The 21,906-nt window shown below is 69.1% G+C and carries 17 protein-coding genes; 8 read left to right on the forward strand and 9 right to left on the reverse strand.

Annotated elements, in window-relative coordinates; all coding sequences use genetic code 11:
- Positions 1-5: 5 nt before the first annotated feature.
- Together Q9Q40_00675 and Q9Q40_00680 are read right to left on the reverse strand one after the other, a co-directional pair.
- Complete coding sequence (locus tag Q9Q40_00675; protein MDQ7005724.1) at positions 6-2,975, reverse strand: PD-(D/E)XK nuclease family protein; 2,970 nt, start codon at positions 2,973-2,975, stop codon at positions 6-8.
- Positions 2,965-4,368: an MBL fold metallo-hydrolase gene (locus tag Q9Q40_00680; protein MDQ7005725.1), complete on the reverse strand. Its 1,404-nt coding sequence runs from the start codon at positions 4,366-4,368 to the stop codon at positions 2,965-2,967. The genes Q9Q40_00675 and Q9Q40_00680 overlap by 11 nt, the downstream gene beginning before the upstream one ends.
- A gap of 129 nt (positions 4,369-4,497) precedes the next feature.
- Between Q9Q40_00680 and sppA the strand changes: the two genes are divergently transcribed.
- Positions 4,498-6,270: a signal peptide peptidase SppA gene (sppA, locus tag Q9Q40_00685; GenBank protein MDQ7005726.1), complete on the forward strand. Its 1,773-nt coding sequence runs from the start codon at positions 4,498-4,500 to the stop codon at positions 6,268-6,270.
- Between the two features lie 56 nt (positions 6,271-6,326).
- Here sppA and Q9Q40_00690 read toward each other — a convergent pair whose 3' ends face one another.
- Genes Q9Q40_00690 through Q9Q40_00700 form a run of 3 tightly spaced genes read right to left on the reverse strand, consistent with a single transcriptional unit; the run spans position 6,327 to position 9,658 of the window.
- On the reverse strand, positions 6,327-7,430 hold the full coding sequence (locus tag Q9Q40_00690) for a glycosyltransferase (protein ID MDQ7005727.1): 1,104 nt from the start codon (positions 7,428-7,430) through the stop codon (positions 6,327-6,329).
- Positions 7,431-7,470: 40 nt separating this feature from the next.
- Positions 7,471-8,499, reverse strand: a complete 1,029-nt coding sequence (hppD, locus tag Q9Q40_00695; GenBank protein MDQ7005728.1) for a 4-hydroxyphenylpyruvate dioxygenase — start codon at positions 8,497-8,499, stop codon at positions 7,471-7,473.
- A 40-nt stretch (positions 8,500-8,539) separates the two neighbouring features.
- Complete coding sequence (locus Q9Q40_00700; GenBank protein MDQ7005729.1) at positions 8,540-9,658, reverse strand: homogentisate 1,2-dioxygenase; 1,119 nt, start codon at positions 9,656-9,658, stop codon at positions 8,540-8,542.
- Between the two features lie 131 nt (positions 9,659-9,789).
- Here Q9Q40_00700 and Q9Q40_00705 point away from each other — a divergent pair, with 131 nt between their 5' ends.
- Together Q9Q40_00705 and Q9Q40_00710 are read left to right on the forward strand one after the other, a co-directional pair.
- Positions 9,790-10,686, forward strand: a complete 897-nt coding sequence (locus tag Q9Q40_00705) for a LysR family transcriptional regulator (GenBank protein ID MDQ7005730.1) — start codon at positions 9,790-9,792, stop codon at positions 10,684-10,686.
- 96 nt (positions 10,687-10,782) lie between these two features.
- The gene (locus Q9Q40_00710; protein MDQ7005731.1) at positions 10,783-11,442 is read left to right on the forward strand and encodes an outer membrane beta-barrel protein; all 660 of its coding nucleotides are present in this window, start codon (positions 10,783-10,785) and stop codon (positions 11,440-11,442) included.
- Between the two features lie 15 nt (positions 11,443-11,457).
- Here the strand turns inward: Q9Q40_00710 and Q9Q40_00715 are convergent, their stop codons facing one another.
- Complete coding sequence (locus Q9Q40_00715) at positions 11,458-12,699, reverse strand: DegT/DnrJ/EryC1/StrS family aminotransferase (GenBank protein MDQ7005732.1); 1,242 nt, start codon at positions 12,697-12,699, stop codon at positions 11,458-11,460.
- 71 nt (positions 12,700-12,770) lie between these two features.
- Between Q9Q40_00715 and Q9Q40_00720 the strand changes: the two genes are divergently transcribed.
- The 4 genes from Q9Q40_00720 (at position 12,771) to Q9Q40_00735 (ending at position 16,911) form a co-directional block, all read left to right on the forward strand.
- Positions 12,771-13,541, forward strand: a complete 771-nt coding sequence (locus Q9Q40_00720) for a TatD family hydrolase (protein ID MDQ7005733.1) — start codon at positions 12,771-12,773, stop codon at positions 13,539-13,541.
- Between the two features lie 66 nt (positions 13,542-13,607).
- On the forward strand, positions 13,608-14,345 hold the full coding sequence (locus Q9Q40_00725) for a hypothetical protein (protein ID MDQ7005734.1): 738 nt from the start codon (positions 13,608-13,610) through the stop codon (positions 14,343-14,345).
- Positions 14,346-14,362: 17 nt separating this feature from the next.
- On the forward strand, positions 14,363-15,493 hold the full coding sequence (locus Q9Q40_00730) for a hypothetical protein (protein MDQ7005735.1): 1,131 nt from the start codon (positions 14,363-14,365) through the stop codon (positions 15,491-15,493).
- A 107-nt stretch (positions 15,494-15,600) separates the two neighbouring features.
- On the forward strand, positions 15,601-16,911 hold the full coding sequence (locus Q9Q40_00735) for a diguanylate cyclase (protein ID MDQ7005736.1): 1,311 nt from the start codon (positions 15,601-15,603) through the stop codon (positions 16,909-16,911).
- A gap of 594 nt (positions 16,912-17,505) precedes the next feature.
- Here Q9Q40_00735 and Q9Q40_00740 read toward each other — a convergent pair.
- Together Q9Q40_00740 and Q9Q40_00745 are read right to left on the reverse strand one after the other, a co-directional pair.
- Positions 17,506-18,015 carry a YkgJ family cysteine cluster protein gene (locus tag Q9Q40_00740; GenBank protein ID MDQ7005737.1) on the reverse strand — a complete coding sequence of 170 codons (510 nt, stop codon included), beginning with the start codon at positions 18,013-18,015 and terminating at the stop codon, positions 17,506-17,508.
- On the reverse strand, positions 18,012-19,697 hold the full coding sequence (locus Q9Q40_00745) for an amidohydrolase (protein ID MDQ7005738.1): 1,686 nt from the start codon (positions 19,695-19,697) through the stop codon (positions 18,012-18,014). The genes Q9Q40_00740 and Q9Q40_00745 overlap by 4 nt, the downstream gene beginning before the upstream one ends.
- 323 nt (positions 19,698-20,020) lie before the next feature.
- Here Q9Q40_00745 and glnA point away from each other — a divergent pair, with 323 nt between their 5' ends.
- Positions 20,021-21,358 carry a type I glutamate--ammonia ligase gene (gene glnA, locus Q9Q40_00750; GenBank protein ID MDQ7005739.1) on the forward strand — a complete coding sequence of 446 codons (1,338 nt, stop codon included), beginning with the start codon at positions 20,021-20,023 and terminating at the stop codon, positions 21,356-21,358.
- 317 nt (positions 21,359-21,675) lie between these two features.
- Here the strand turns inward: glnA and Q9Q40_00755 are convergent.
- Positions 21,676-21,906 (reverse strand): hypothetical protein (locus Q9Q40_00755; protein ID MDQ7005740.1); only part of this gene is annotated, 231 nt, incomplete at its 5' end.

Consider the following 21,906-nt stretch of genomic DNA (forward strand, 5'->3'; position numbering starts at 1 on the left):
CCCGGTCACGGGTGATCCTGCGCCAGCTGCCGGTGACGCCGGCAAACCGGATCTTCCGCGATCTGTTCCCCGATGCGGGCGACGCCGGGACCGCAGATTCTCCGGTAGTCGCAGTAACGGCAGTTCTCGCCCCCCTTGGGCATCGGCGGCAACTCGCCCCGCCGGGCGAAATCCAGCACCTTCCCCACCACCGTCACCAGTTCCTGCTTCCTTTCCACCAGGGCTTGTCGTTCGATCACGATGTTCTTCTGCGCCCCGCGGAGAAACGCGTAGCGCACCCTCTGCACCCGCGGGATCTCCTCGCGATGGGTCAGCAGCCAGGCGTAGAGCGGCAATTGCAGGCAACGCCCCCCGGCGAAGAGTCCCTTCCCGCTCGAGGGGTAGTGCTGCCCCTTGGACCACTTGTAGTCGACGATTTCCACGTTGCCGGCGGTGTCCCTGTCGACGCGATCGGGCCGACCGACGATGCGCACCACGGCGTCGGCCACCTCCAGCTCGCCGACGTACTCTTCTTCCGTGCCGGCGACGCGCACGTCGCGACCGGACAACATCGCCAACTCGCCGAGCAGGAAACCCAGCAGTTCCCGTTCGAGCCGGCGGGCCGATGCGTTCCACAGGGGCCCGCTCGCGTCGACCGCGCCACGCTTCAGTTCCTGGAGGCGGATGCGAATCCAACGCGTCAGTCGCTGGGGCCAGGGCTCGTCGGGGCGCCGGTCTTCCCGGGGCCGGAAGAAATCCTCGAGCACTCGATGAGCCAGCGAACCCATCTCGCGCGCGTCGGGAGCCAGGGGGGCGGCATCGATCGGCGGGCGGATCTTCAGGACCCCGCGCAGGAAGAAGCGGAAGGGGCAGGTGGCTATTTCCTCCAGGTCGGTGGGCGTCACCTGCCCGGGCGTCCAGCGCGCCGCGCCGATCATCCCCAGGTACTCGTTCAGGCGCCGCCCGCGATAGCGTCCACGGTCGGCGCGCAAGCGGCGCGCGAGGGCCGCGTCCGGCTCGAGGGCCCGTCGCCCCCCCGGGGTCCGCGCCAGGGCCAGGTCGAATTCCATCGGGTCGAGAAGGCAGCGTTCGGAGTCGTCGAGCGCCGGCGGCTCGCCGGGCACCCGCAGGACCACGGGATTCGAAGCGGGGTCGCGCGCATCGAGAGCCCGGCCACTGCGCTCTTCGATCAAGCGCGCCAGGGGCTCGGCAGGGAAAAGAATATTCCCCTGGGCGTCGTCGGTCCGCGCCCAGCTCAGGGTGATGCGTTCGGCCACCGCCAGCCCGAGGCGAAAAAGAAGGTCCTGTTCGATGAACCGTTCCCGGGCCATGGGCAGGGGGCTGCCGGCGTCCTGGCTCAGGCGGCGGCGGGTCTCCTCGTCGAGCACCGGATCTTCCTCGCCGGGAGGCAGGAAGGTCTCGTGGGCCAGGCCCGTCAGCCACACCGCGTCGGCCGCCAGGCCCCGGGCGCGGTTCCACTCGACGATCAGCACCCCTTCGGCCAGCGACCGCCGGTCCGCGCCCGGGGGAGGCTCCAGCGCGAGGGCCTGGCAGCGCTGACGCCAGATCTCGACCACCGTCTCGGGACGGGGAGGAATGCCGAGACGCTCGAAAGCGGCGAGTTCGGCGGCCGATCGGCGCAGCGCCGGCATCAGCACATCGGGCCACTCCACCGCTTCCACGAAGACCACCAGGGCGTGGGCGGCGCTCGACCAGCTCGATCCCACGAAGGCCTGCTCGAGACCGCGCCGCAGATGACCGGCGGCCTCGAGCCAGCGTCGCACCAGCCCGCCGAGGGCGTTCCTGCTGTCCGTGTCGTCCCGCCGCTGCCGGGCCCACCTGTCCAGGCACTCGGGGACTTCCTCCACCCGACGAGCCCCCGCCGCACGCAGCAGCGCCACTGCCCGATACGAGGGCGCGACACCCGCCGCGGCGGCCAGGGCTCCGACCATCGTCGCCATTTCCGGCTCGCCGCCCTCGCCCCGCAACAGGGCGGCCACGGCCGCGACCAACCGGCCGGCAGGTGTCGCCCCGAGGCACGACTCCCCCTCGCCCACGACGGGAATGCCCGCACGGCGAAACTCGTCGCGGAAAAGGCTCTCCTGTGCCGCCGGGGCCGCCAGCAACACCGCCATTTCTCCGAAGGGCACGCCCTGCCCCGCGGCGGCGAGGACCTCGCGCGCCACCTCCCGGGCCTCGGCCCGTTCTCCCGGACAGGCCACGATGCGCGCCGATGCGGGGGGCGCGGGGGCCATTCCCGCCGACTCGATCGCCATCCCCCGGCTCTCGGCCCAGGCCAGGGTCTGCTCGATCAACTCCCGGGAAGGAGAATCCTCCTCGGGCAGCGGGCAGAGCCAGGTCAGGGGGATCCTGGAGGCCAGATGGGCGACGAGTTCTTTCTGGGTCCCGGTCAGGTCGTAGATACCCACCATCAGAGCGTCGTCGGCCCGGCCTGGAATCGGCCCTCCCACCGCCGCCCGGTAGACCTCCGCGTCGTCCGCCAGGCCCTGCCGGCGGAGATGCCGGTCGAAAGCCGCGAGCAGGCGCGAGAGATGCTCGAGCCGCTGCCAGCGCCGGCGCCCCACGGAGGTGGGCAGGAATTCCACGGGCAGGGAGAACATGCCCGCTTCCCGCACCTCCCGGATCGCCCGCGCCACCGCCGCCACCACGGCCGGTCGCTGGGCCGCCGCCCCGTAGGGCCCCGGGTCGCCGGCGAGCAGGTGGGCGACGATCAGCCTGTCGGCCTGGGGCGGCAAGACACTTCGCCGCCCCCGGGGCGCGGCCATCTCCCGCGCGAGCTCGGGAAGGGTCGTGGCGCGCACGCCCGCCACCGCCCCCCCTGCCGCGAGGCTGCGCCGCAACAGGGCACGGGCCACCGGCCGGGACGTGGCGATCACCAGCCGCGAGTCCGCCGCGAGGGCCGGCGAGGCCAGCAGCTTGACGGCCATCCCCGAGAGGTACTCGGGGGGCAGGGTGATCACCCGGCTAGTCACCACGCCGCCACCCTCCGTCGCACCGCCGAGCGCGACCGCGGGCCTCGAGAAGCAGGAGGTGGGCGAGCGCCTGGGGCTCGATCAGGCTCCACGCGGCCCGGGGAGCGTCCCGGTAGGCCGCGTCGGCCACTTCACGCAGGCTGCGCGGGGCGGCCTGCAGCGCTCGCTCCACCAGACGCTCTCGCTCCAGGCGGTGGCGCTGGAAGCCCTCGAGAGCCCGCCCGGGAAGCGGAGGACCGTGGGCGGGAAACAGCCAGCGAGGTGCGAGAGCGGCGACCCGGACCAGGGATTCGAGGTAGCGGGCCATGTCTCCGCCGTCGGCAGGATCGATCAGGATCGTCGACAGACTGCTGACCAGGTCTCCGCAGATCACCGCCGAACGGGCCGGGCAGTGAAAGACCAGGTGCCCGGGAGCATGACCGGGGGTGGCGATCACCCTGAGATCGACGCCGCCGAGATCGATCCCCTCACCGTCGGCCAGGCTGCGGGTGGGCACCCAACGCGGCAGATCGATGCGCTCGAGGGTCGACGGATGGGCCCACACGCCCCGTCCCCAGCGCTCGGCGGCCCAGGCCGCGCCGCCGGCATGATCCGGGTGGTGATGGGTCAGCACCACCGCCGCGAGGGTCGCGCCATCGGCGCGCCGACGCTGCACCACGTTCTCGAGGCGGGCCAGTTGGGCGGGATCATCGCTGCCGGGATCGATGAGCACGAAGCGCGTGGCCCCGGGCATCCAGGCGTTGGTGTGAGTCGCCGGCGGCAGGGTACGGCTCTCGAGGGGGTAGCACCAGACGCCGGGAACGAATTCGATCCGGTGGCAGGCCTCCTGGCGCCGACAGGCCCGGGCCACGTTCTCGGCCAGCCGCGCCGGATCGTCGTCGCCGCCGCATGCGAGCACCTCGAGCAGGGGTGGCAGGATCGGCGGGACGATGACGCGGCCGCGACGCCACTCGGCCAGCAGCTCCCGGGCCCCGACCATGCGGAGCGCCTCGATCTCTTCGGGAATCGGCGGCGTGCGGGGCGGCCGCCAGTCCTCCGGAGCGCAGGCGAGAAAGAAGCGCGTGCGGTAACGCAGAGGATAGAGCGGCGGCGTGATCAGCATCCCCGCGTCGAACCAGGAGGCCTCTTCGAGTGCCAGCCCCGTCTCTTCCTCCAGTTCACGGGCGGCACAGCGCAGGTGCGCATCGCCGGGACCCGAAGCGTCGATGGACTCGAGACGCCCGCCGAGAAAGGCCCAGTTACCCGGCAGGAAGCGCGAACGCCGTGAGCGCAACCCCACCAGCACCTCCCACGCGCCCTCCCGGCGCCGTACGACGATCGCGACGGCGCTTTCCCGGGGCTCGGGACAGGTCGCGGGACCGGGCTGTGCTGGACGCCGCTCCATGTCCGGCAGCATAGCAGCGCCTGCCCCCCGGGCACCCCCGTCCATTCGCCTCACCAGCGGCACCGCTCGACTTTTCACGAGTCCCGCGGGGGGCCGAAGCCGAGACGCCGGCACTAGAGTGAAGGGCGGAGGATGCGAGACATGAGGAAACTCACTGGATTCCTGGCCGTCGTCGGTGGACTGGCCCTCGTGCTGATGGTGCTCGGCGGACTCTTCGCCCTGGTCGGCGCCCTCGGCAAACCCGGCGTTCCCGCCGTCACGGTCCTCGAACTGAACCTCGAGCGCCCCCTGGGCGAAGCCCCCCCGACCGATCCGGTGGCGAAGCTGATGATGAAGAGCACACCCATCCTGCGCGACCTGCTGGAAGCCATCGAACGGGCCGCCGAAGACGACCGTGTGAAGGGCCTGGTCGCCCGCGTCGGCACGGTACCGATGGGCCTGGCCCAGGTGCAGGAGTTGCGGGACGCGGTGATCGCCTTCCGCCGGTCCGGCAAGTTCGCCGTGGCCTGGAGCGAAACCTTCGGCGAGGGCGCGGCGGGCAATGGAGCCTACTACCTGGCCACGGCTTTCGACGAGATCTGGATGCTGCCCTCGGGCGACGTGGGCCTGACGGGCCTGATCTACGAGTCGCCCTTCGTCAAGGGCACTCTCGACAAGCTGGGTGTCACCCCGAGGATGGACCAGCGCTACGAATACAAGAACGCGATGAACATCTTCACCGAGACGTCTTTCACCGCCGCCCACAAGGAGGCGATGCAGCGCCTGGCCGACTCTCAGTTCGACCAGATCGTCCGGGGCATCGCCGAACGCCGGGGCCGGAGCGTCGAGCAGGTGCGGGCGCTGGTCGACAAGGGACCCTACCTGGGCCGGGAAGCCCTGGACGCCGGACTGGTCGACCGCCTCGGCTACCGGGACGAGGTCTACGCCGCCGCCGAGGCGCGGGCCGGCGAGAAGGCCGAGTGGCTCTACCCGGAGGCCTACCTCGAGCGGGCCGGCCGGCCCTATCGCAAGGGTGAGACCATCGCCCTGATCTACGGCATCGGCGGCGTGGCCCGGGGCAAGAGCCGGTTCAACCCCGTCACCGGGGAAGCCACCATGGGATCCGACACGGTCAGCGCGGCCTTCCGCGCCGCCCTGGCCGACAAGAAGGTCAAGGCGATCGTCTTCCGCGTCGACAGCCCCGGCGGCTCGTACGTGGCCTCGGACGCCATCTGGCGTGAGACGGTGCGGGCCAGGGAAAAGGGCATCCCCGTGATCGTCACCATGGGCAACGTGGCCGGCTCCGGAGGCTACTTCGTGGCCATGAGCGCCGAGAAGATCATCGCCCAACCATCCACCATCACCGGCTCCATCGGGGTGCTCGGGGGCAAGATGCTGACCCGCGACATGTGGACCAAGGTGGGGGTCACCTTCGATGGGGTGAAGACGGCCGCCAACGCCGACATGTACTCTTCCCATTACGACTACAGCGACTACGGCTGGCAACGGCACCAGCGGTGGCTCGACCGGGTTTACGAAGACTTCACCGCCAAGGTGGCCCGGGGGCGCAATCTGCCCCTCGAAGAGGTGCTGAAGATCGCCAAGGGCCGCATCTGGACCGGCGAGGACGCCCTGAAAATCGGCCTCGTCGACGAACTCGGCGGCTACGCCGAAGCCTTGCGGGCCGCGCGGGAGGCCGCCGGCCTGACCGCCGACGCCGCGATACGGCTGAAGGTCTTCCCCCGGCCGAAGGAGATTTTCGAAAGCCTGCTGGGCGGCTCGCCTCCCAGCAGCGAACCCGAGGCCGCCCTCGAGGCCGGGGTGCGCACCCTGCGTTCGATTCAGCCCTGGGCCCGCTCCCTCCGGCAAGTCGGACTCGGCCCCCACCCCGGCGTGCTGAGCATGCCCCCCATGGTGACGGCCGGCGTGCGCTAGCAGCCCGCTGCAACAACCTCCCCAGCGCCCGGGGGCGGGCTTCCGTTCCCTCGCCGTCAGAGCAGGGAGCGCAACGCCGCTTCCAGCCCGCCGGGGGGAAAATGCCGCAGGTGGGGGCGGGCCCAGCGTCCGTCACCCACCAGCAGCGCGGCCCGGCGGAGCTGGCGCCGGGAGGGGCGCGTCCCTTCAGGCACGACGAGGATTTTCACGTCGGTCCGCGGATCGAAGTCACGGCGCGAGGGGCAGGCGATGATTTCCACCTCCGGCACCTGGTCGGCGGCGCACGGCTGAAACGGGGGAGGCAGGCGCAGGCCTTCGCCGTGGATCCGGATCCGCAGGTCGCCGTCTTCGAGGGCCACCAGGCCGCGACGACAGCGGGTCAGCCGGGCCGCCCGGCGCAGGTACTCCACGTTGCGGCCTTCTCGCCAGCGGCGGGGCGTGGTGGCATGGGGCGGATGCCAGACGTGGTAGGTGAAGGTCGTCCCGAGGATCGACTCGATCCGCAACCCCGCCTTCTTCAGCCGCAGCCGCAGGTCGTCGTCCTCACAGCCCCATCCCTCGAAGCGCTCGTCGTAGCCGTTGACCCGCTCGTAGTCCTGCTTCCAGATGGCGATGGTGCCGCCGAAGAGCTTCGGTCGGGTGGGGTGGCGCAGCAGGTTGTAGAGCCGCGCCTTGCGATGGACTCCCGCCAGGCGGCGCAGTTCGTCCCGCGGCGCGAGCGTGGCGATGCGGCCCGCCCGCACCAGCTCGTGGCTCACGCGCCGGGACGTGGCCTCGTCGAGCCGGCAACAATCGCCGCCGAAGACGACGCCTGGCCGCCGAACCTGCAAGTGCCGCCGGAGGTGATCGGGCGGCAAGACCAGGTCACCATCGAGGAAGAGCAGGTACGGGGCGCGCGCCGCCCGAACGCCTTCGTTGCGACACCGGGCGAGTTGGAAGCCCTGGTGCTCGTGGGTCAGCCAGCGCACGGGAAAGTCCACCGAGCGGGCGAAGTCTTCGACCACCCGCGGTGTTCGATCCCGCGAACCGTCGTCGGTGACGACCACCTCGAACAGCCCGTCGGCTCCCCGCTGGGAAGCGATGGAGAGCAGGGTCAGCTCGAGGTGTTCCGGCCGCTCGAAGGTGGACACCAGCAGCGAGAACTCCGGCGTGGCATGCATCGACTGTGCCTGGGCGGGACCACGGGTCGCCGCCGGAAGATCAAATCACGCCCCGGCGTTCCTGGTCGCGCTCGATGGAGCGGAACAGGGCGCCGAAGTTGCCCTCGCCGAAGGAGTAGTGATTCTTGCGCTGGATCATCTCGATGAAGATCGGGCCGATCACGTTGCGCGTGAAGATTTGCAGCAAGTAGCCCTCTTCGTCCCCGTCGATCAGCACCCGGTGGTGGCGGATGCGTTCCCGGCTCTCGGTGACACCCGGCACCCGGTCGTAAATCGTCTCGTAGTACTCGTCCTCGATATCGAGGGTCTCGATACCCGATCCCTCGAGCTTGTCGAGACTGGCCAGCAGATCGTCGGTGAGAAAGGCCAGGTGCTGGACTCCCGGACCGTTGTACTCCCTGAGGTACTCGTTGATCTGGGACTTGTCCTCGGTGCCCTCGTTGATCGGAATGCAGAACGATCCGTCCGGTGAGCGCAAGGCGAAGGATTGCAGCCCCGTCTTCGCTCCACGAATATCGAAGTAGCGCACCTCTGTAAAACCGAACACGCCCTTGTAGAAGTCGGACCACTGGCCCATGGTTCCCTTGGCCACGTTGTTGGTCAGATGGTCGATCAGCTTGAAGCCCTTGTCTTCCACCCGCGCCGGATCGGCGTGCTCGACGAAGTCCCCGAGCCAGGAGCGGTCGTCGCCGATCAGCCAGATCAGCGAATCGCCGATCCCGTAGATCGCCCGGGCCCCCGCGTAGAGAGCCGGACCTTCCCAGGCACGCGCACCCCGTTCGACCGCGATCTTCTGCGCGGCGTCGGCATCCTCCACCCGCCAGCCCATCGAGCAGATCGACGGGCCGTGGAGCTTGCCGAATTCGGCGGCGAACCCCTCGCTGTCGCGGTTGACCAGGAAGCGGATCTCGTTCTGCTGGTAGAAATCGAGGGGCCGCGAGCGGTGCTGCCGCAATCGCGAAAAGCCGAAGGCCTGAAACAGCCGGTCGAACATGGCGGGATCGGGACCCGTGAACTCGACGAATTCGATACCCTTGAGGCCTACAGGGTTTTCTGCACTGGGACTCATCACACTGCTCTCCCTTGCCCGCGGGCGGTCGACGACGACGCTATCCGCGGGACGACTCCGCCCGCTTCTGCCAGCTCTTCCAGTATTCCTTCCACTCCACCCCGGGGGCGGGCTCGACGACCTCGAGGGGATGGCGCGTATCGATCATCACTGCCTTCTCTTCCGTGCGGGTCTTGTCCCGGCTGGCCGCCACCGCCTGCTGCTGGGGCCCGTGGTGAATACCCTGGGGGTGGAAGGTGATCCAACCCGGCTCGATCCCGTCCCGGCTGAAGAACTCGCCGTCATGGTAGAAGATGACTTCATCATAGTCGATGTTGGAATGGTAGAAGGGCACCTTGAGAGCGCCCGGATCCCCGGTTTCCAGGGGACGCGGCAGGAAGGTGCAAATAACCACGTTGTTAGCCATGAAGGTCGCATGGGCCGTCGGCGGCAGGTGATAGCGTTCGCTGAGCACGGGCCGAATGTCGCGCACGTTGAGTTGCCAGACGGTGAGATCCCCCTTCCAGCCCACCACGTCGCAAGGGTTCCACAGATAGAACACCGAGGTCACGCGCCCGCAACGCTGCACTTTCAGCTCCCACTCGTCCCGCGCCTCCTCCGCGGGAGCCTCCGGGGTGGGTACGCGAATCACGGCGGGATCGAAAAGGGCGTGTTGCCCCAGGATGCCCTTGTCCGGCAGGCCGATCTCGCCCGCGGTCTCGATCACCAGCAGGTGGGTCTCCGCCGCGGGCAGGAGCCGGTAGACCGTCCCCCGGGGAATCACCAGGTAGTCCCCCTTCTCGTAGTCCAGGGGACCGAAATCGGTCTCGATCTTCCCGGTTCCCCCGTGCACGAAAAGCACCTCGTCCCCATCGGCGTTGCGGAAGTGGTAGGGCATCGCCTCGCTCAGACGCGCGGTGGAGATCACCGCATCCTGGTTGCGCAGCAGGGGCGTGCGGGAGGCCAGGTAGTCACCACCGGCGGCACCGGGGGCCTCCATCGCCCGCAAGGCCCGGGGCCGCAACTCGCCCTCGATGCGGGTCCAGCCCACGGGGGCGTGGCTCCGGTAGAGGTGGGCGTAGCGGCCGAAGAAACCCTCCCGGGCATACTCCTCCTCGTAGGTCCCCTCCGGAATGTCCACATGGGCCTGGCGCGTCACTCTTCCTCGGGAAAACAGCATGTCGATTCACTCCCTGGGCGGGCCGACTCGGCCGCCGGAAAAGGAAAGACTACGCGGCGCCAAGATTTAAAGAAACAGAGTAAATATGATAGAATGCTTCAGAATTTTTGAATCTCTAGCCGGTGACCCCCATGCGCATCACCCTCGACCAGGTGGAAACCCTCGACGCGATCGAACGCAGCGGCAGCTTCGCGGCGGCGGCCCGGAGCCTCGGGCGCGTACCGTCGGCGGTGACCTACACCATCCGCACCCTCGAGCAAGCCCTGGGCATCGCACTCTTCGACCGGCGGGGACACCGGGCCCGCCTGACCTCGAGCGGACGCCGGGTGCTCGAGCTCTCCCGCCGTCTGCTGCAGGAGGCCGCCGAGGTCGAATCCCTGGCCGCCGCCCTCCGCGAGGGCTGGGAGCCCCGCCTGGCCCTGGTGGTGGACGGGCTCCTGCCCCTCGCGCCGATCCTCGAGGCCCTCGGGAGCCTCGCCGGTGAGCGCCCGCCGACACGGGTCCGGCTGATGGTGGAATATCTCGGTGGTGTCCGGGAGCGTTTCGAGGCGGAACGGGCGGAGTTGATGCTCGACCTGGAATACCGCGGTGAGGACACCTGGTCGGCCACGCCCCTGCCACCGGTGGAGATGCGCCTCGTGGCCCGCTCGGACCACCCCCTGGTCACCCGTGGTCGGACCGTCACGCGCCGAGAACTGGTCGAAGAGGTGGAACTTTCCGTCGCGGACTCTTCCCGCGCCGCCGGAAGCCGGGCTCACCGCCTCTTCTTCGGCGGCCCCCAGGTCTATTTCTTCTCCGACTTCCACGCCAAGCTCGAGGCGCTGCGCCGGGGCCTGGGTTTCGGCTGGATGCCCGAGCACCTGGTCCGGCCCCTGCTCGAGGGCGGTGAGCTGGCGACGGTGGCCTTCGAGGAAGGCGGTCGATTCGCTTTTCACCCCCACCTGGTGCTCTCTTCGGCGCGACCCGGCAGGGCGACGGCCTTCCTGGCCGCGGCCCTCGAACGGGCCTTCGCCCCGGCGAAAACATAGCGGCCCGCCCTCTTGAACCCGCCCCCCTCAGGACTCAACTTTTGCAGGGCAAGCGGTCGCCCGCCCACCGCCTGCCCCAACCTCCTGGAGGAGACCATGATCCGTCGACATCTGTTGTTCGCCCTCGTTCTTCTCGCATGCGCTTCGGCTCCCGCGCTGGCCCTGGGACCCGTGGACGGTGAATTCGGCGTCATCTACTGGCTGAGCGACACCGATATCACCGTGGCCGGCGATACCGGCAGTTGGGACTCCGAGGACATCGGTTTCCACGGCCAACTCTGGCTGGCCAAGTGGGGCCTCCGGGCCGGCGTCTACAAGACCGACCTGGACATCGGCAACGGCGCCCAGATCACGTACTCCCACCTGGACGTACAGCGCAAGCTCTTCGCTCCCACCGAGAACAACTTTTTCGCCCTCGGCCTGGGCTGGCAGCAGGTGAAAATCGATACCGACCTGAGCAACACCGCCAGCGGCCTGCGCCTCTCCGCCGAGGCCCGGATCGGCCTGGTGGGCGTGATCTACCTCTACGGTGACGGTGCGTACTACATCTCCCTGGGGGACTTCGACACGGAGCTGACCAATCCCGAAGGCTGGGAAGTGGAAGTCGGCATCTCGTACAAGCCCGCCCCGTTCATCAACTTCCGGGCCGGCTATCGGGCCCACACCCTGGACGTCGACACCCCGGACCTGGGACCCGGTACGGGGGGCAGCATCGAGCCGTCGGGCCTGATTCTCGGCGCCAGCGTGAACTTCTGAGCCGCCGGAAGGGCTTTAGCCCTTCACTTCGCCTGCGCGGGCCGCGGCAGCGACCTTGGCAAAGGCGGCGATCACGTCTTCCATGGCCTCCGGCCCGGCGAGGAGCACATCCTGCTTGACCCAGATCGTCGAGCGGCTGAGCTTCTCGCAGACCGGCAGATCGTAACTGTCGTAGGGCCGGGGCCAGACATCCTTCCACTTCTTGCCGGCACCCGTGGAGCGCTCTCCGAACCACTTCCAGAAGTCCTGCTTGTAGAGAGGCGTGGTGTAGCCCGGGTGGGCCGGCAACCCCTCGGCCTGCAGGGCCGCGGCGAAGACCTTGCTGTCCACCGGGATCTTCTCGGTGTCGAGCCGCGCCATGAAGATGTGGCAGGCATGAGCGGTGATCCGCTCGTCGGTGTCGGGGACCAGGATACCCTCCACCTCGGCCAACCCTTTCTCGAGCACAGCCATCGCCCGGCGCCGGGTCTGCTGCTGCTCGACGAGCCGATCGAGACTCGACAGGAGAATCGCCGCCTGGAGTTCACTCAGCCGGTAGTTCAGCCCCGGCAGCACGTGGTCGTACCAGTCCCCGCCCATCTTGCGTCCGCAATTGTGATAGGACCAGGCCCGCTGGAAGACCGCCTCGTCGTTGGTCAGGACGATGCCGCCCTCGCCGGAGGAGAAGTTCTTGCTCGACTGGAAACTGAAGGTGCCCGCCGCCCCCAGCGCCCCCACACCACGGCCCCGCCACTCGGCCAACCAGGCCTGGGCGGCGTCTTCCACCACCACCAGCCCACGCCGTTCGGCGATTTCCAGGATGCGGTCCATGTCCGCCGGACGGCCGCCGATATGCACGGGGTAGATCGCCCGCGTCCGTTCGGTGATGGCCGCCTCGATCAGGTCGGGATCGATGTTGTGGGTCCCCTCCTGGATGTCGACGAAGACCGGCACCGCGCCGATGGCCAGCGCGGCCATGGCCGTGGCCATGAAGGTATAGGGCGTGGTGATCACCTCGTCGCCGGCCTGGATGCCGGCGGCGACCAGGGCGATCTGCAGGGCGATGGTGCCGTTGCAGCAGGTCACGCCGTAGCGGGCCCCGTGCAGTTCGGCGAAGCGTCGCTCGAGTTCCGGGACGCGCGTGCCGCCCACTCCCCACTTGCCGGAGCGAATGGCATCCACCACCGCCTGCTCGTCCTTCTCCGTCCAGACCGGCCAGCGGGCCCAGGGCTCGCTGCGCACGGGGGTACCTCCGTCAAGCGCCAACTTCTCCGTCATGCAGAATCCTCCCGGAAGGGGCAAGGTTACTTTATCCTCGGTCGATACACCCGAGGCCGGACGAGTTTGTCATGACCATTATGATGCCCGCCCTGATCGATGCCCATGCCCATCTGGCCGATCCGGTCTTCGACGCCGACCGGGAAGCGGTACTCGAGCGGGCGGCCCGGGCCGGCGTGGAACGCGTGGTCACCGTCGGTGAGACCTTGAGCGATGCCCGGCGCATCCTCGAGCTGTCCCGCGAGCATGCCGCCCTGGCCCCGGCCGCGGGCCTCTACCCGACCCACCTGGATCTCGAGCAGGCGGAAGCCGTGGAGGCCTTCATCCGCGAGCATCGGGACGAGCTGGTGGCCGTCGGTGAGATCGGCCTCGACCGCTGGGTGGTCCAAGACGAGGAGGGCCGGCATCTCCAACGCGAGATCTTCCGCCGACAGGTGGCCCTGGCCATGGAACTCGAGCTGGCGATCAACGTGCACTCCCGCAGCGCCGGCCGGCACGTCATCGCCCTCCTCGAAGAGATGGGCGCCAGGCGGGTCCTGCTCCACGCCTTCGACGGCAAGGCCGGCACGGCCGAAATCGGCGCCCGGGCCGGCTTTTTCTTCTCGATTCCGCCCTCCATCCTGCGCTCCCGCCAGAAGGTCAAGCTCGTCGAGCGACTGCCCCTCGAACGACTGCTGCTCGAGACCGACAGCCCGGTGCTCGGCGTCCAGCCCGGGGAACGCAACGAGCCGGCCCGAATCACCGCGGCCCTCACAGCCGTCGCCGGGATCAAGGGAGTCGACGTCCGGCAGGTGGCCGAGGTCACCACGGCCAACGCCCGGCGACTCTTCGGCCTGGGCTGACCCGTTGACCCGGCACCCGGGCTCTGATCTGATGCGCTCACGGGTGATGGGCCGAGGAGAGGGAAGATGACAGGAGCACACTCCAGAACCGAGCAGCGCGTCGCAGCCACCTGCCTGGTCGTCTTCGCCTCCCTTCTGATGGCCATGGTGGTCGTCGAGATGATCATGGTCACCTCGCCCGAACGCTTCACCCTCGAAGCCGATTTTCTGCAGAAGGCGAATCTCCATTTCATCATGCCCTACTTCCTGGTCTACCTGGTGGTCGGAGGGCTCGGCCTGGTGGGCGTGACGGGACTGGTGATGGTCTACGGCCAATCCCAGCACTACCGCATGACCGCGCGGGTGGCCCAAGCCTGCGCCCTGGCCTACTTCGCCATCAACTACTGGCTGTGGTCGGCGATGTGGATCGTGCAGCACAAGATCACCCTGCTCACGCGCCACCCCACCCACCCCGAAGACTGGGTGCTCCAGGTCTTCGACGCGGCGGACGCCTTCTGGTCCCTCGCCGGCTGGGGAGGCATGGGTCCCGCCGTGCTGCTCTTCGCGACCCTGGGCTTGCTGATGCTGCGGGGTGTCCATCTGCTGACCCGTGCGGCGGCCTGGACCTTCGTGGGCCTTGCCGTGGTGCAATTCGTCTCGTTGCTCTACGTCGGCCTGCGCGGATTCGGCATCTCCAACGAAGGGGAGTTCTCGCTGATTCTCGACCTGCTGCTGGTCGGCGGCCGGATCGCCGCCTTCCTCCTGGCCGGCACGGCGCTCTATGTCGAAAAAGGCGTGTTCACGCGCCCGGGGCGCTCCCACTAACCATCGGGGACGCGGCCATGGGCACCGACGAGAGGATCCTCGAAGTCCTGCGGACGTTGATCGAGCGGGCCGACGAGCAGATCGACCGCTCACCCCTCGGGCACCTGCTCGCCGGGCGGCGGGAAAACCTGCGCCTTTCCCTGAGCCTGCCTCTCGACGCCGACCCCGAGGCCCTCCGCAAGGCAGCCGCCCGCCTGGATGTCGCCCTGGTCGAAGCCATCGAAGCGGCGCTCCAACGTCGTGCGGCCTTTCAGCCGGGCAGCGTCCTCTGCCTGCGGTGCTCCAGCACCGGGTGCGGGCACGGCAGACCCACCTCCAGCCGCCAGGTCTTCGCCGGCTACTCCCCCTCGGGCACCCCCGAGTTTCTCGACCTGGGAGAACTGCTGCTCGCCCGCCACGATCCCCGGGTCGGCGAACTCTTCGACGAAGGACGGGCGGTGGTCACCCACCAGATGACCGAGCAGGAACTGACCGCGCGGCTGCTTCCCGTCTTCAAGGAGCAGAAAGCGGGCTACCGCATCCACGGCCAGGTGGTGGCCGGCTGGTACCGGCTGCCGGATCCCACCGGACGTCCCCGGGCTCTGGCGTTGAGTTTCCAGGCCGTCTCCACCCGTCCCCGCCGCTCCCCCCGACGCTTCGGTCTCAACGTGCTCGGTCTCGGCCCCGACGGTGAACCCCTGGCCCACCTCCACGACCGGATGCCGGCGATCCCCTGGTCGGCCGCGGTGCGCTGGGCCCACTCGGCCCTGGCCGGCCTCTCCTCGGCCCCGGCCCGACGCGTCGAGAGCATCCTCCGGGGGCTGGCCCGACGCCTCGAACGGGGCCAGCGGGCCCACGGCCGGCGCACCCGGCACGCCGAACGCCGCCATTCGGAAGGCGGCCGGCCGACCCGCATGGCCCTGCTCGACCTGGCCCGGGCGGGGGAGGACGACCTGCTCTACGACATCCGCCGCAAGACCCTGGTGGTGCTCGGCGAGCGGGGCCGCTGCCATGTCTTCGGCGCCGGGGGACGGCTGGTCACCTCGGTCCGCTACCCGCCGGCGACCATCGAGCGACGCCGCCGCGGCGGTCTCTGGCGGCCGGCCACCGCCGAGGAACGGGCATCCCTCGCTCCCCGGGCCGATCCGGACGGTGACGAAAAAAAATAGCCCCGGGACTACCCCCAACCCGCTTCGGGCCACAGATTAAGCCTGTAAGCGGGACGCAAGGCCGGATCACCGCGGACACGCCTTCGCCCCGACCGGAGGAGCGCACCATGTGGTGGAATCGCGAGGAGAGGCAACCCGGACCGGAGAGCAACCTGCAGCCGCGAGCCGGCGAAAGACGCGGCGCGGCGGGGACCATCCCCCTGGCCACCGTCCCGCCGCCGGGTGCTCTCTCGCCGACGGGGGCCAGCTTCATCGTCGACAACCTGGGCCACATCCTGGCCTTCGACCGGGCGATGGAGAAGCTCACCGGCTGGGCCGCCTTCGAGGTGGTCGGCCAGCACAAGGACCTGGGCATCTACCAGCGCCCGGACGGCAGCGGCCTGCGCTCCTTCCAGCCCCGCCCCCTGTTCAGCGGCCAACTCCCCAAGACCCAGCGCACCTGCCGGACGACCCTCCACCTCGTGCGCAAGGACGGCGTACCACTCGAGGTCGACGCCCTGGTCACCCCCCTCGGCCAGCAGGGACGCCGGATTTCCGTGGAGATCCAGCGGGTGGTCGCCCGCATGGGACAGGCGCCGGAGCAGACACGGGGCCAGAGCGTCGATGCCCTGACCCAGCTTCCCGGGCGGGGTGGCTTCGCCGGCCGGTTGCGCGAGAGCTTCGACAAAGCCCAGCGGACCGGCCGCCCCCTGGCCGCACTGATGATCAACATCGATCACTTTTCCAGCTTGACCGATCGCTTCGGCTCCGAACGCTCGGACGAAGTGCTGCGGCGGGTGGCCGGCATCCTCCGGGCCAGCCTGCGGCAGGAGGATTTCATCGCCCGTCTGCGGGACGACTGCTTCGGTGTGATCCTCGAGGGCACTGGGCGCGGTGACGCACGGCACGTGGGCGGCAGGATCCGTCAGACCATCGACCGCTTTGCCTTCTCCAAGCCCGGCGGAGCCGGCGAGTTGAAGGTGACGGTGAGCATCGGGGTGGCCTGCTACCCCGCCGACGGCGAGACCCCCTCCGAGCTGGCGCGCCGGGCCGACGAGGCCTTGCAGGAGGCCCACCGCCTGGGTCGCAACCGGGTCTGGTGCTACGTGCGCCGTCCGCGGGTGCCGGTGCAGACGCCGATCTACTTCGACGGACCCGAGGGGCACCTGATCGGCCAGAGCCGGGATCTGTCCAACTCCGGCGTCTTCGTCGAGACCCACGAGATGCTGCCCATCGGCATGCGCCTGGGGATTGCCTTCCGCCTGCCCGGCATGCCGGAGACCATGCGCATGGTGGGCCGGGTCGCCCGCCAGGTGCCCCCGGGGCAGACCGATCCCTCCGCTGCACCGGGGCTGGGCATCGAGTTCGAACGCTACAACCCGGAGGACCGGCGGCGCCTGGAGTCGTTCATCCACCAGTGGCGGCTGGCCCGCACCTGAAGGCGAGCCAGCGCCAGGAAGAGCACCGACCGGCGCAGTTCTTTCCGGCACCGCAACCGGGACCGGCCTTGCAGCAGCATCCCGAACCAGAGGTGTCTCCGCACCCGGGCCCGCAATCCGCATGGGCAGACGATCCGCTCTTCGAATCGTTGCCTGACACGCTGGGCCCGACCGTGCCGCGAGTGCAATGCCCATCGTCGGTTCCGGTCGAGACGTTATAGGAATCCTCGTCGCAGTTGAGCTGCGAGGAGGCATTTTCGGAGACAGGCCATACGCCCTTGGCGCAGAGTCCCAGGCCGGTGGTCGCCGCGTACCCAGTCCGAGAATGGACGCGAGCCACGTTGCCCGCGCCGTCGCTACACTCCACGTCCGGGCCCGCGCCGGTGACGTAGACAATGCAGGAGCCAGCATCGGTGCCGGTGTGGACGGTGTAGGTCTCGCCACCAGCCTGGACATGGGAACTCGCCGCACGAACTGGAATTCCAGTCGTCGCAAGCATCGCAAGGAAGAACACTGTGATCGAAAGCCGGAACTTCGTCACCCTCGTCTTCCTGTGGCCTCCATGATATCGGGAGCCTCCCCCCTCCTCGCCTGTCAAGAGCGTGGATCCCGCTTCTGTAGCCTCGCCTTTCTCCGCTGCCAGCCCTTCCTGGCCGCAGCCGAACGCCGGCGGCGCTCCGCCCGACGACGGGCGAGAAAGCGGCGAGCGTAGGTTTCCAGCTCCCCGGGATGACGAAACTCCATATCGTGCTCTTCTGACTCACTGAAATAGTCGCATCGCGGGTCGTCGGTGGGGTCCGCGCCGTACTCGCGGCAGATGCGGGGGCGACGGTCGTAGATTCCGCAGCGGCCGTCCTTCTCGAGGAAGCGGCACTCCTCGTCCACCTGCAGGTACCACTCGCCGTCATCGACCCAGATCCAGCTCCGCTTGTGCAGCAAGTACCAGCGCAGGTCGTCGAAGTCATCTTCGTCCTCGGGGGGATCCAGCTCGAGGGCGAAGTAGCGGCAGCACAGGGCCGCGCAACGCTCGCACGGCGGATCCGGCGCTGCCGCGAGCAGGGTCGGCAGAACGCCCCGGCGGCGGACCGGGCGCGAGCCCTTCATGGGGTCTGCGCCCGGGCGATCACCGGCGAGAACACGTGTCCCTCGATGACCGTGGCCGTCACCCCGTTGTCCAGCAGCGCACGGGGAGGCTCGCGGAAGGGGTCGCGTTCCAGCACAGTCAGGTCACAGGAGGCCCCCACCACCAGCCGGCCGAGAACTTTTTCCCGTCCCACCGCCGCGGCCGCCCCGGAGGTCATGGCCGCCAGGGCCGTGGAAAGCTCGAGCCGCTGATCGGGCAGCCAGCCCCCCGGCGGGCGGCCCAGGGCGTCCTGGCGGGTCACCGCGGCGTAGAGACCACGCCGGGGGTCGATGGACTCCACCGGAAAATCCGAGCCGAAGGCCAGCCGCGCCCCCGCATCCAGAAACCTCTTCCAGGCGTAGGCGCCGGCCAGACGCTCCGGGCCGAGACGCTGCTCGACCCAGGGCATGTCGGAAGTGGCGTGGGTCGGCTGCATGGAAATGACGATGCCCGCCTCGGCGGCCCGGCGAATGTCCGCCGGATCGACGATCTGGGCGTGTTCGAGCCGCGGAGGCAGCGTCGGCCGGCGGCCCAGCGCGGCGAGGGCCTCGATGAACAGATCGATCACCACGCGATTGGCCTCGTCGCCGATGGCGTGGACGGCGGGCTGGAGCCCCGCTCGCAGCGCCTCGTCGATTCCTGCGCGCAGGGCGGCGGGATCGGTCACCCACAGCCCCCGGGTGTTGCCCTGGTCGCTGTAGGGTGCCGCCAGCCGCGCCCCGCGGGAACCGAGGGCGCCGTCCGCGTAAAACTTCACGCCCACCAGGTGCAGCCGGCCTTCGGTGATGGGACCGTCTTCGACGAGTCGCCGGTGGAGTCGGCCGCCGGCCTGGGCGTAGGCGAAGACCCGCAGGGGAAAGCGGCCCTCCCCGGCCAACCGCACCATCGCCTGCCAGGTCGGCTCGTCGACACCCATGTCGTGCACCGTGGCGAGTCCGGCGGCCACCAGGTGCCTGGCTGCCGTTTCCAGCGCCCTCAGGCGTGCGTCCGGGTCGAGGGGCGGGATCTCGCGCTCGACGAGCGGGATGGCGCTGTCGATCAGAATTCCGGTCGGTCGGCCGGATGGATCCCGGTGAATCGCGCCTCCCGGCGGATCCACGGTATCCGCATCGAGGCCGGCCATCGCCAGCGCGGTCCGGTTGACCCACAGGGCGTGGCCGTCGATCCGCGTCAGCGCGCAGGGACGGTCGGGTATGACCTGCTCGAGGCGGTCGGCATCGGGCCACCCGCGCCGCCGCCAGTCGTTCTGATCCCACCCTCGACCGAGAATCCAGCCCCGGCCCGGGTGGCTCTCGGCAAAGGCGCGCACCCGCTCGAGCACCTCCTCGAGGCTGCCGGCACCAACCAGGTCGACCCGCTCGAAGGTCTGGCCGTAGCCGAGGATATGAGCGTGGGCATCGGCCAAGGCGCTGGTCGCGAAAGCGCCGGAAAGCTGGCGCACGGTGCCGCCCCCGGCCACTTCCCGGCCCACTTCCCGGCGGCTGAGCAGGGCGACGATTTTTCCCTCCTCCGCGACCAGGGCATCGGCCCAGGGGTGATCGGCATCCCCGGTCCAGAAGCGAGGGCCGGTGAATACCACGCGCTCGGCGCTGCTTCGGGAAACCGGGCCGGCGCAACCGGCGAGCAGACCCAGGACGACCACCAGGACGAGAGATGAGCGCATTTTCCCTTCCACCACGAGGCGCCGCCCACCGCCGACGGGCACCGGGGCGGCTCGACCGGCGGGAGCATACTCCCCCCACCGCCTTCCGACGAAGAGCGGTAGGAACCGGCCTCGTCCGGAGGAGGGCAGGACGTCACTTTTCGACCTTGAAATTCGGCGAAATGACGCAATTTTCGGAAACACTTTGCACAAAAATATCCCCCGCAACCCTCGAATCACGAGCCATATGGACATTTTGTCAGTTTTTTATTGTCACCATGACTTGACAGAACTTCGTGGAGGCCTATACCTTGCCGCGACTGCTGTTTTCGAAAGGAGGCCCCATGGCCAGGAGCGAAGCGGAAGTCCGCGCCATCCTGAAGGACGAAGGCGTCCGATTCCTTCGCCTTGTTTTCTCTGATATCCACGGTGTGATCAAGAACGTCGAGGTGCCTGACAGTCAATTCGACAAGGCGCTGGCGGGCGAGATCATGTTCGACGGTTCGTCCATCGAGGGCTTCGTCCGCATCCAGGAATCGGACATGCTCCTGCGGCCCGACTTCCAGTCGCTGCGGGTCTTTCCGGCCGATCCGGGCGACCCGAACCGCCGGGCGATGCTGATCTGCGACGTCGCCATGCCCGACGGGCAGCCCTTCGAGGGGGATCCGCGTTTCGTGCTGCGCCGGGCCATCGCCCGAGCCGAGAAGATGGGCTACCGGGCGATGTTCGGACCCGAGGCGGAGTTCTTCCTCTTCCACAGGGCGGCGGACGGCACGCCGACCACCGAGACCCACGACCACGGCGGCTACTTCGACCTCGCGCCGGTGGACCGCGGTGAATCGGCCCGGCGACAGATCGTCAACGTGCTCGAGAAGATGGGCTTCGAGGTGGAGGCGGCCCACCACGAGGTGGCCCCCGGCCAGCACGAGATCGACTTCAAGTACGCCGAGGCGATGAAGACCGCCGACAACCTGATGGTCTTCCGCCACGTGGTGCGCAAGATCGCGGTGCAGCACGACCTGCACGCTACCTTCATGCCCAAGCCCCTGTATGGAGTCAACGGCTCGGGGATGCACTGCCACCAGTCCCTGTTCCACCTCTCGGACTCCTCCAACGCCTTCGACGACCCCCAGGCCGAGTGGGGCCTGTCCAAGGCCGCGCTGCACTACATCGGCGGCCTGCTGGCCCACGCCAAGGGCTTTACCGCGGTGACCAACCCCACGGTCAATTCCTACAAGCGCCTGGTGCCGGGCTACGAAGCGCCGACCAACATCACCTGGTCCGAGAAGAACCGCAGTCCCCTGGCCAGGGTGCCCGCCCGCCGGGGCGCCGGCACGCGTGTCGAGGTGCGCATGCCCGACCCCTCCTGCAACCCCTACCTGGCCTTCGCCGTGATGCTCCAAGCCGGACTCAACGGCATCGAAAACCAGATCGATCCCGGCCCGCCGGTGAACAAGGACATCTTCCGCATGAGCGAGCGGGAAAAACGACGGCTGAAGATCGACGCCCTGCCCGGCGACCTCTACGAGGCCACCCGGGCCCTGCAGAAGGACAAGGCGATGCTCGAGGCCCTGGGCGACCACGTGGCCGAGCACTTCATCGCGGGCAAGCTGCAGGACTGGCAGGAGTACATCACCATCGTCCACCCCTGGGAAGTGGATCGTTACCTGGCGATGTATTGATCGACGGCCCGCAGACCGGGCGGGTCACCGGGGCGGCGGGGCGATGCCCGGCCGCCCTTTTCGCGTGAGCGCAGCACCCCGGCGGGCCCGCCCCGCGACGCCTGGCGGGGCCGGTAGTCTGCACGGGTGGGGATGCACGTTGCGGTGGGAGGCGTTGCGGCCGAGGCCCTGGTCCGGGCGGCGCGACCTGCGGCGTTTCCGGGGGATTCGTGCCCCCCACTCGCGCAGGGGCCGGCGGTGGGCCCAGCGAATCCCCCGGCGGACGGACGCGCCTGGAGGGGGGACTGGCTGGTCGCCACCCAGGCTCGCCGCCGGAATCAGCGGAGGATCTGGAACTTGATTCTCAGGCGGGCCGCCTCCTCGTCCTCCGGACCCGATACTGGCTCGAAAGCCGGGGCCGACCAGGTCCCGCCGGGGAGCAGCTCGCACCATGCCAGGTGGGCTGCCGAGTCCTCCCAGACGACCCAGGTCTTGCCCTCCCGGGCCTCGAGGCGGACGTCGAGATCTCCGTTACCGTCGAAGCCGGCGAAGGCCGTCGCCGCAAGAAC

It is taken from the genome of Acidobacteriota bacterium, from assembly GCA_030949985.1.
Taxonomy (GTDB): Bacteria; Acidobacteriota; Polarisedimenticolia; order J045; family J045; genus JALTMS01.

Bases quoted from the DNA above. Each gene is read 5' to 3' on its own strand.
- Q9Q40_00705 (MDQ7005730.1), top strand. From the start codon at position 9,790: ATGCGCATCACCCTCGACCAGGTGGAAACCCTCGACGCGATCGAACGC.
- Q9Q40_00680 (MDQ7005725.1), bottom strand. From the start codon at position 4,368: ATGCTGCCGGACATGGAGCGGCGTCCAGCACAGCCCGGTCCCGCGACC.
- Q9Q40_00690 (MDQ7005727.1), bottom strand. From the start codon at position 7,430: ATGCATGCCACGCCGGAGTTCTCGCTGCTGGTGTCCACCTTCGAGCGG.
- sppA (MDQ7005726.1), top strand. From the start codon at position 4,498: ATGAGGAAACTCACTGGATTCCTGGCCGTCGTCGGTGGACTGGCCCTC.
- Q9Q40_00735 (MDQ7005736.1), top strand. From the start codon at position 15,601: ATGTGGTGGAATCGCGAGGAGAGGCAACCCGGACCGGAGAGCAACCTG.
- hppD (MDQ7005728.1), bottom strand. From the start codon at position 8,499: ATGAGTCCCAGTGCAGAAAACCCTGTAGGCCTCAAGGGTATCGAATTC.
- Q9Q40_00745 (MDQ7005738.1), bottom strand. From the start codon at position 19,697: ATGCGCTCATCTCTCGTCCTGGTGGTCGTCCTGGGTCTGCTCGCCGGT.
- Q9Q40_00710 (MDQ7005731.1), top strand. From the start codon at position 10,783: ATGATCCGTCGACATCTGTTGTTCGCCCTCGTTCTTCTCGCATGCGCT.
- Q9Q40_00720 (MDQ7005733.1), top strand. From the start codon at position 12,771: ATGACCATTATGATGCCCGCCCTGATCGATGCCCATGCCCATCTGGCC.
- glnA (MDQ7005739.1), top strand. From the start codon at position 20,021: ATGGCCAGGAGCGAAGCGGAAGTCCGCGCCATCCTGAAGGACGAAGGC.
- Q9Q40_00700 (MDQ7005729.1), bottom strand. From the start codon at position 9,658: ATGCTGTTTTCCCGAGGAAGAGTGACGCGCCAGGCCCATGTGGACATT.
- Q9Q40_00730 (MDQ7005735.1), top strand. From the start codon at position 14,363: ATGGGCACCGACGAGAGGATCCTCGAAGTCCTGCGGACGTTGATCGAG.
- Q9Q40_00725 (MDQ7005734.1), top strand. From the start codon at position 13,608: ATGACAGGAGCACACTCCAGAACCGAGCAGCGCGTCGCAGCCACCTGC.
- Q9Q40_00740 (MDQ7005737.1), bottom strand. From the start codon at position 18,015: ATGAAGGGCTCGCGCCCGGTCCGCCGCCGGGGCGTTCTGCCGACCCTG.
- Q9Q40_00715 (MDQ7005732.1), bottom strand. From the start codon at position 12,699: ATGACGGAGAAGTTGGCGCTTGACGGAGGTACCCCCGTGCGCAGCGAG.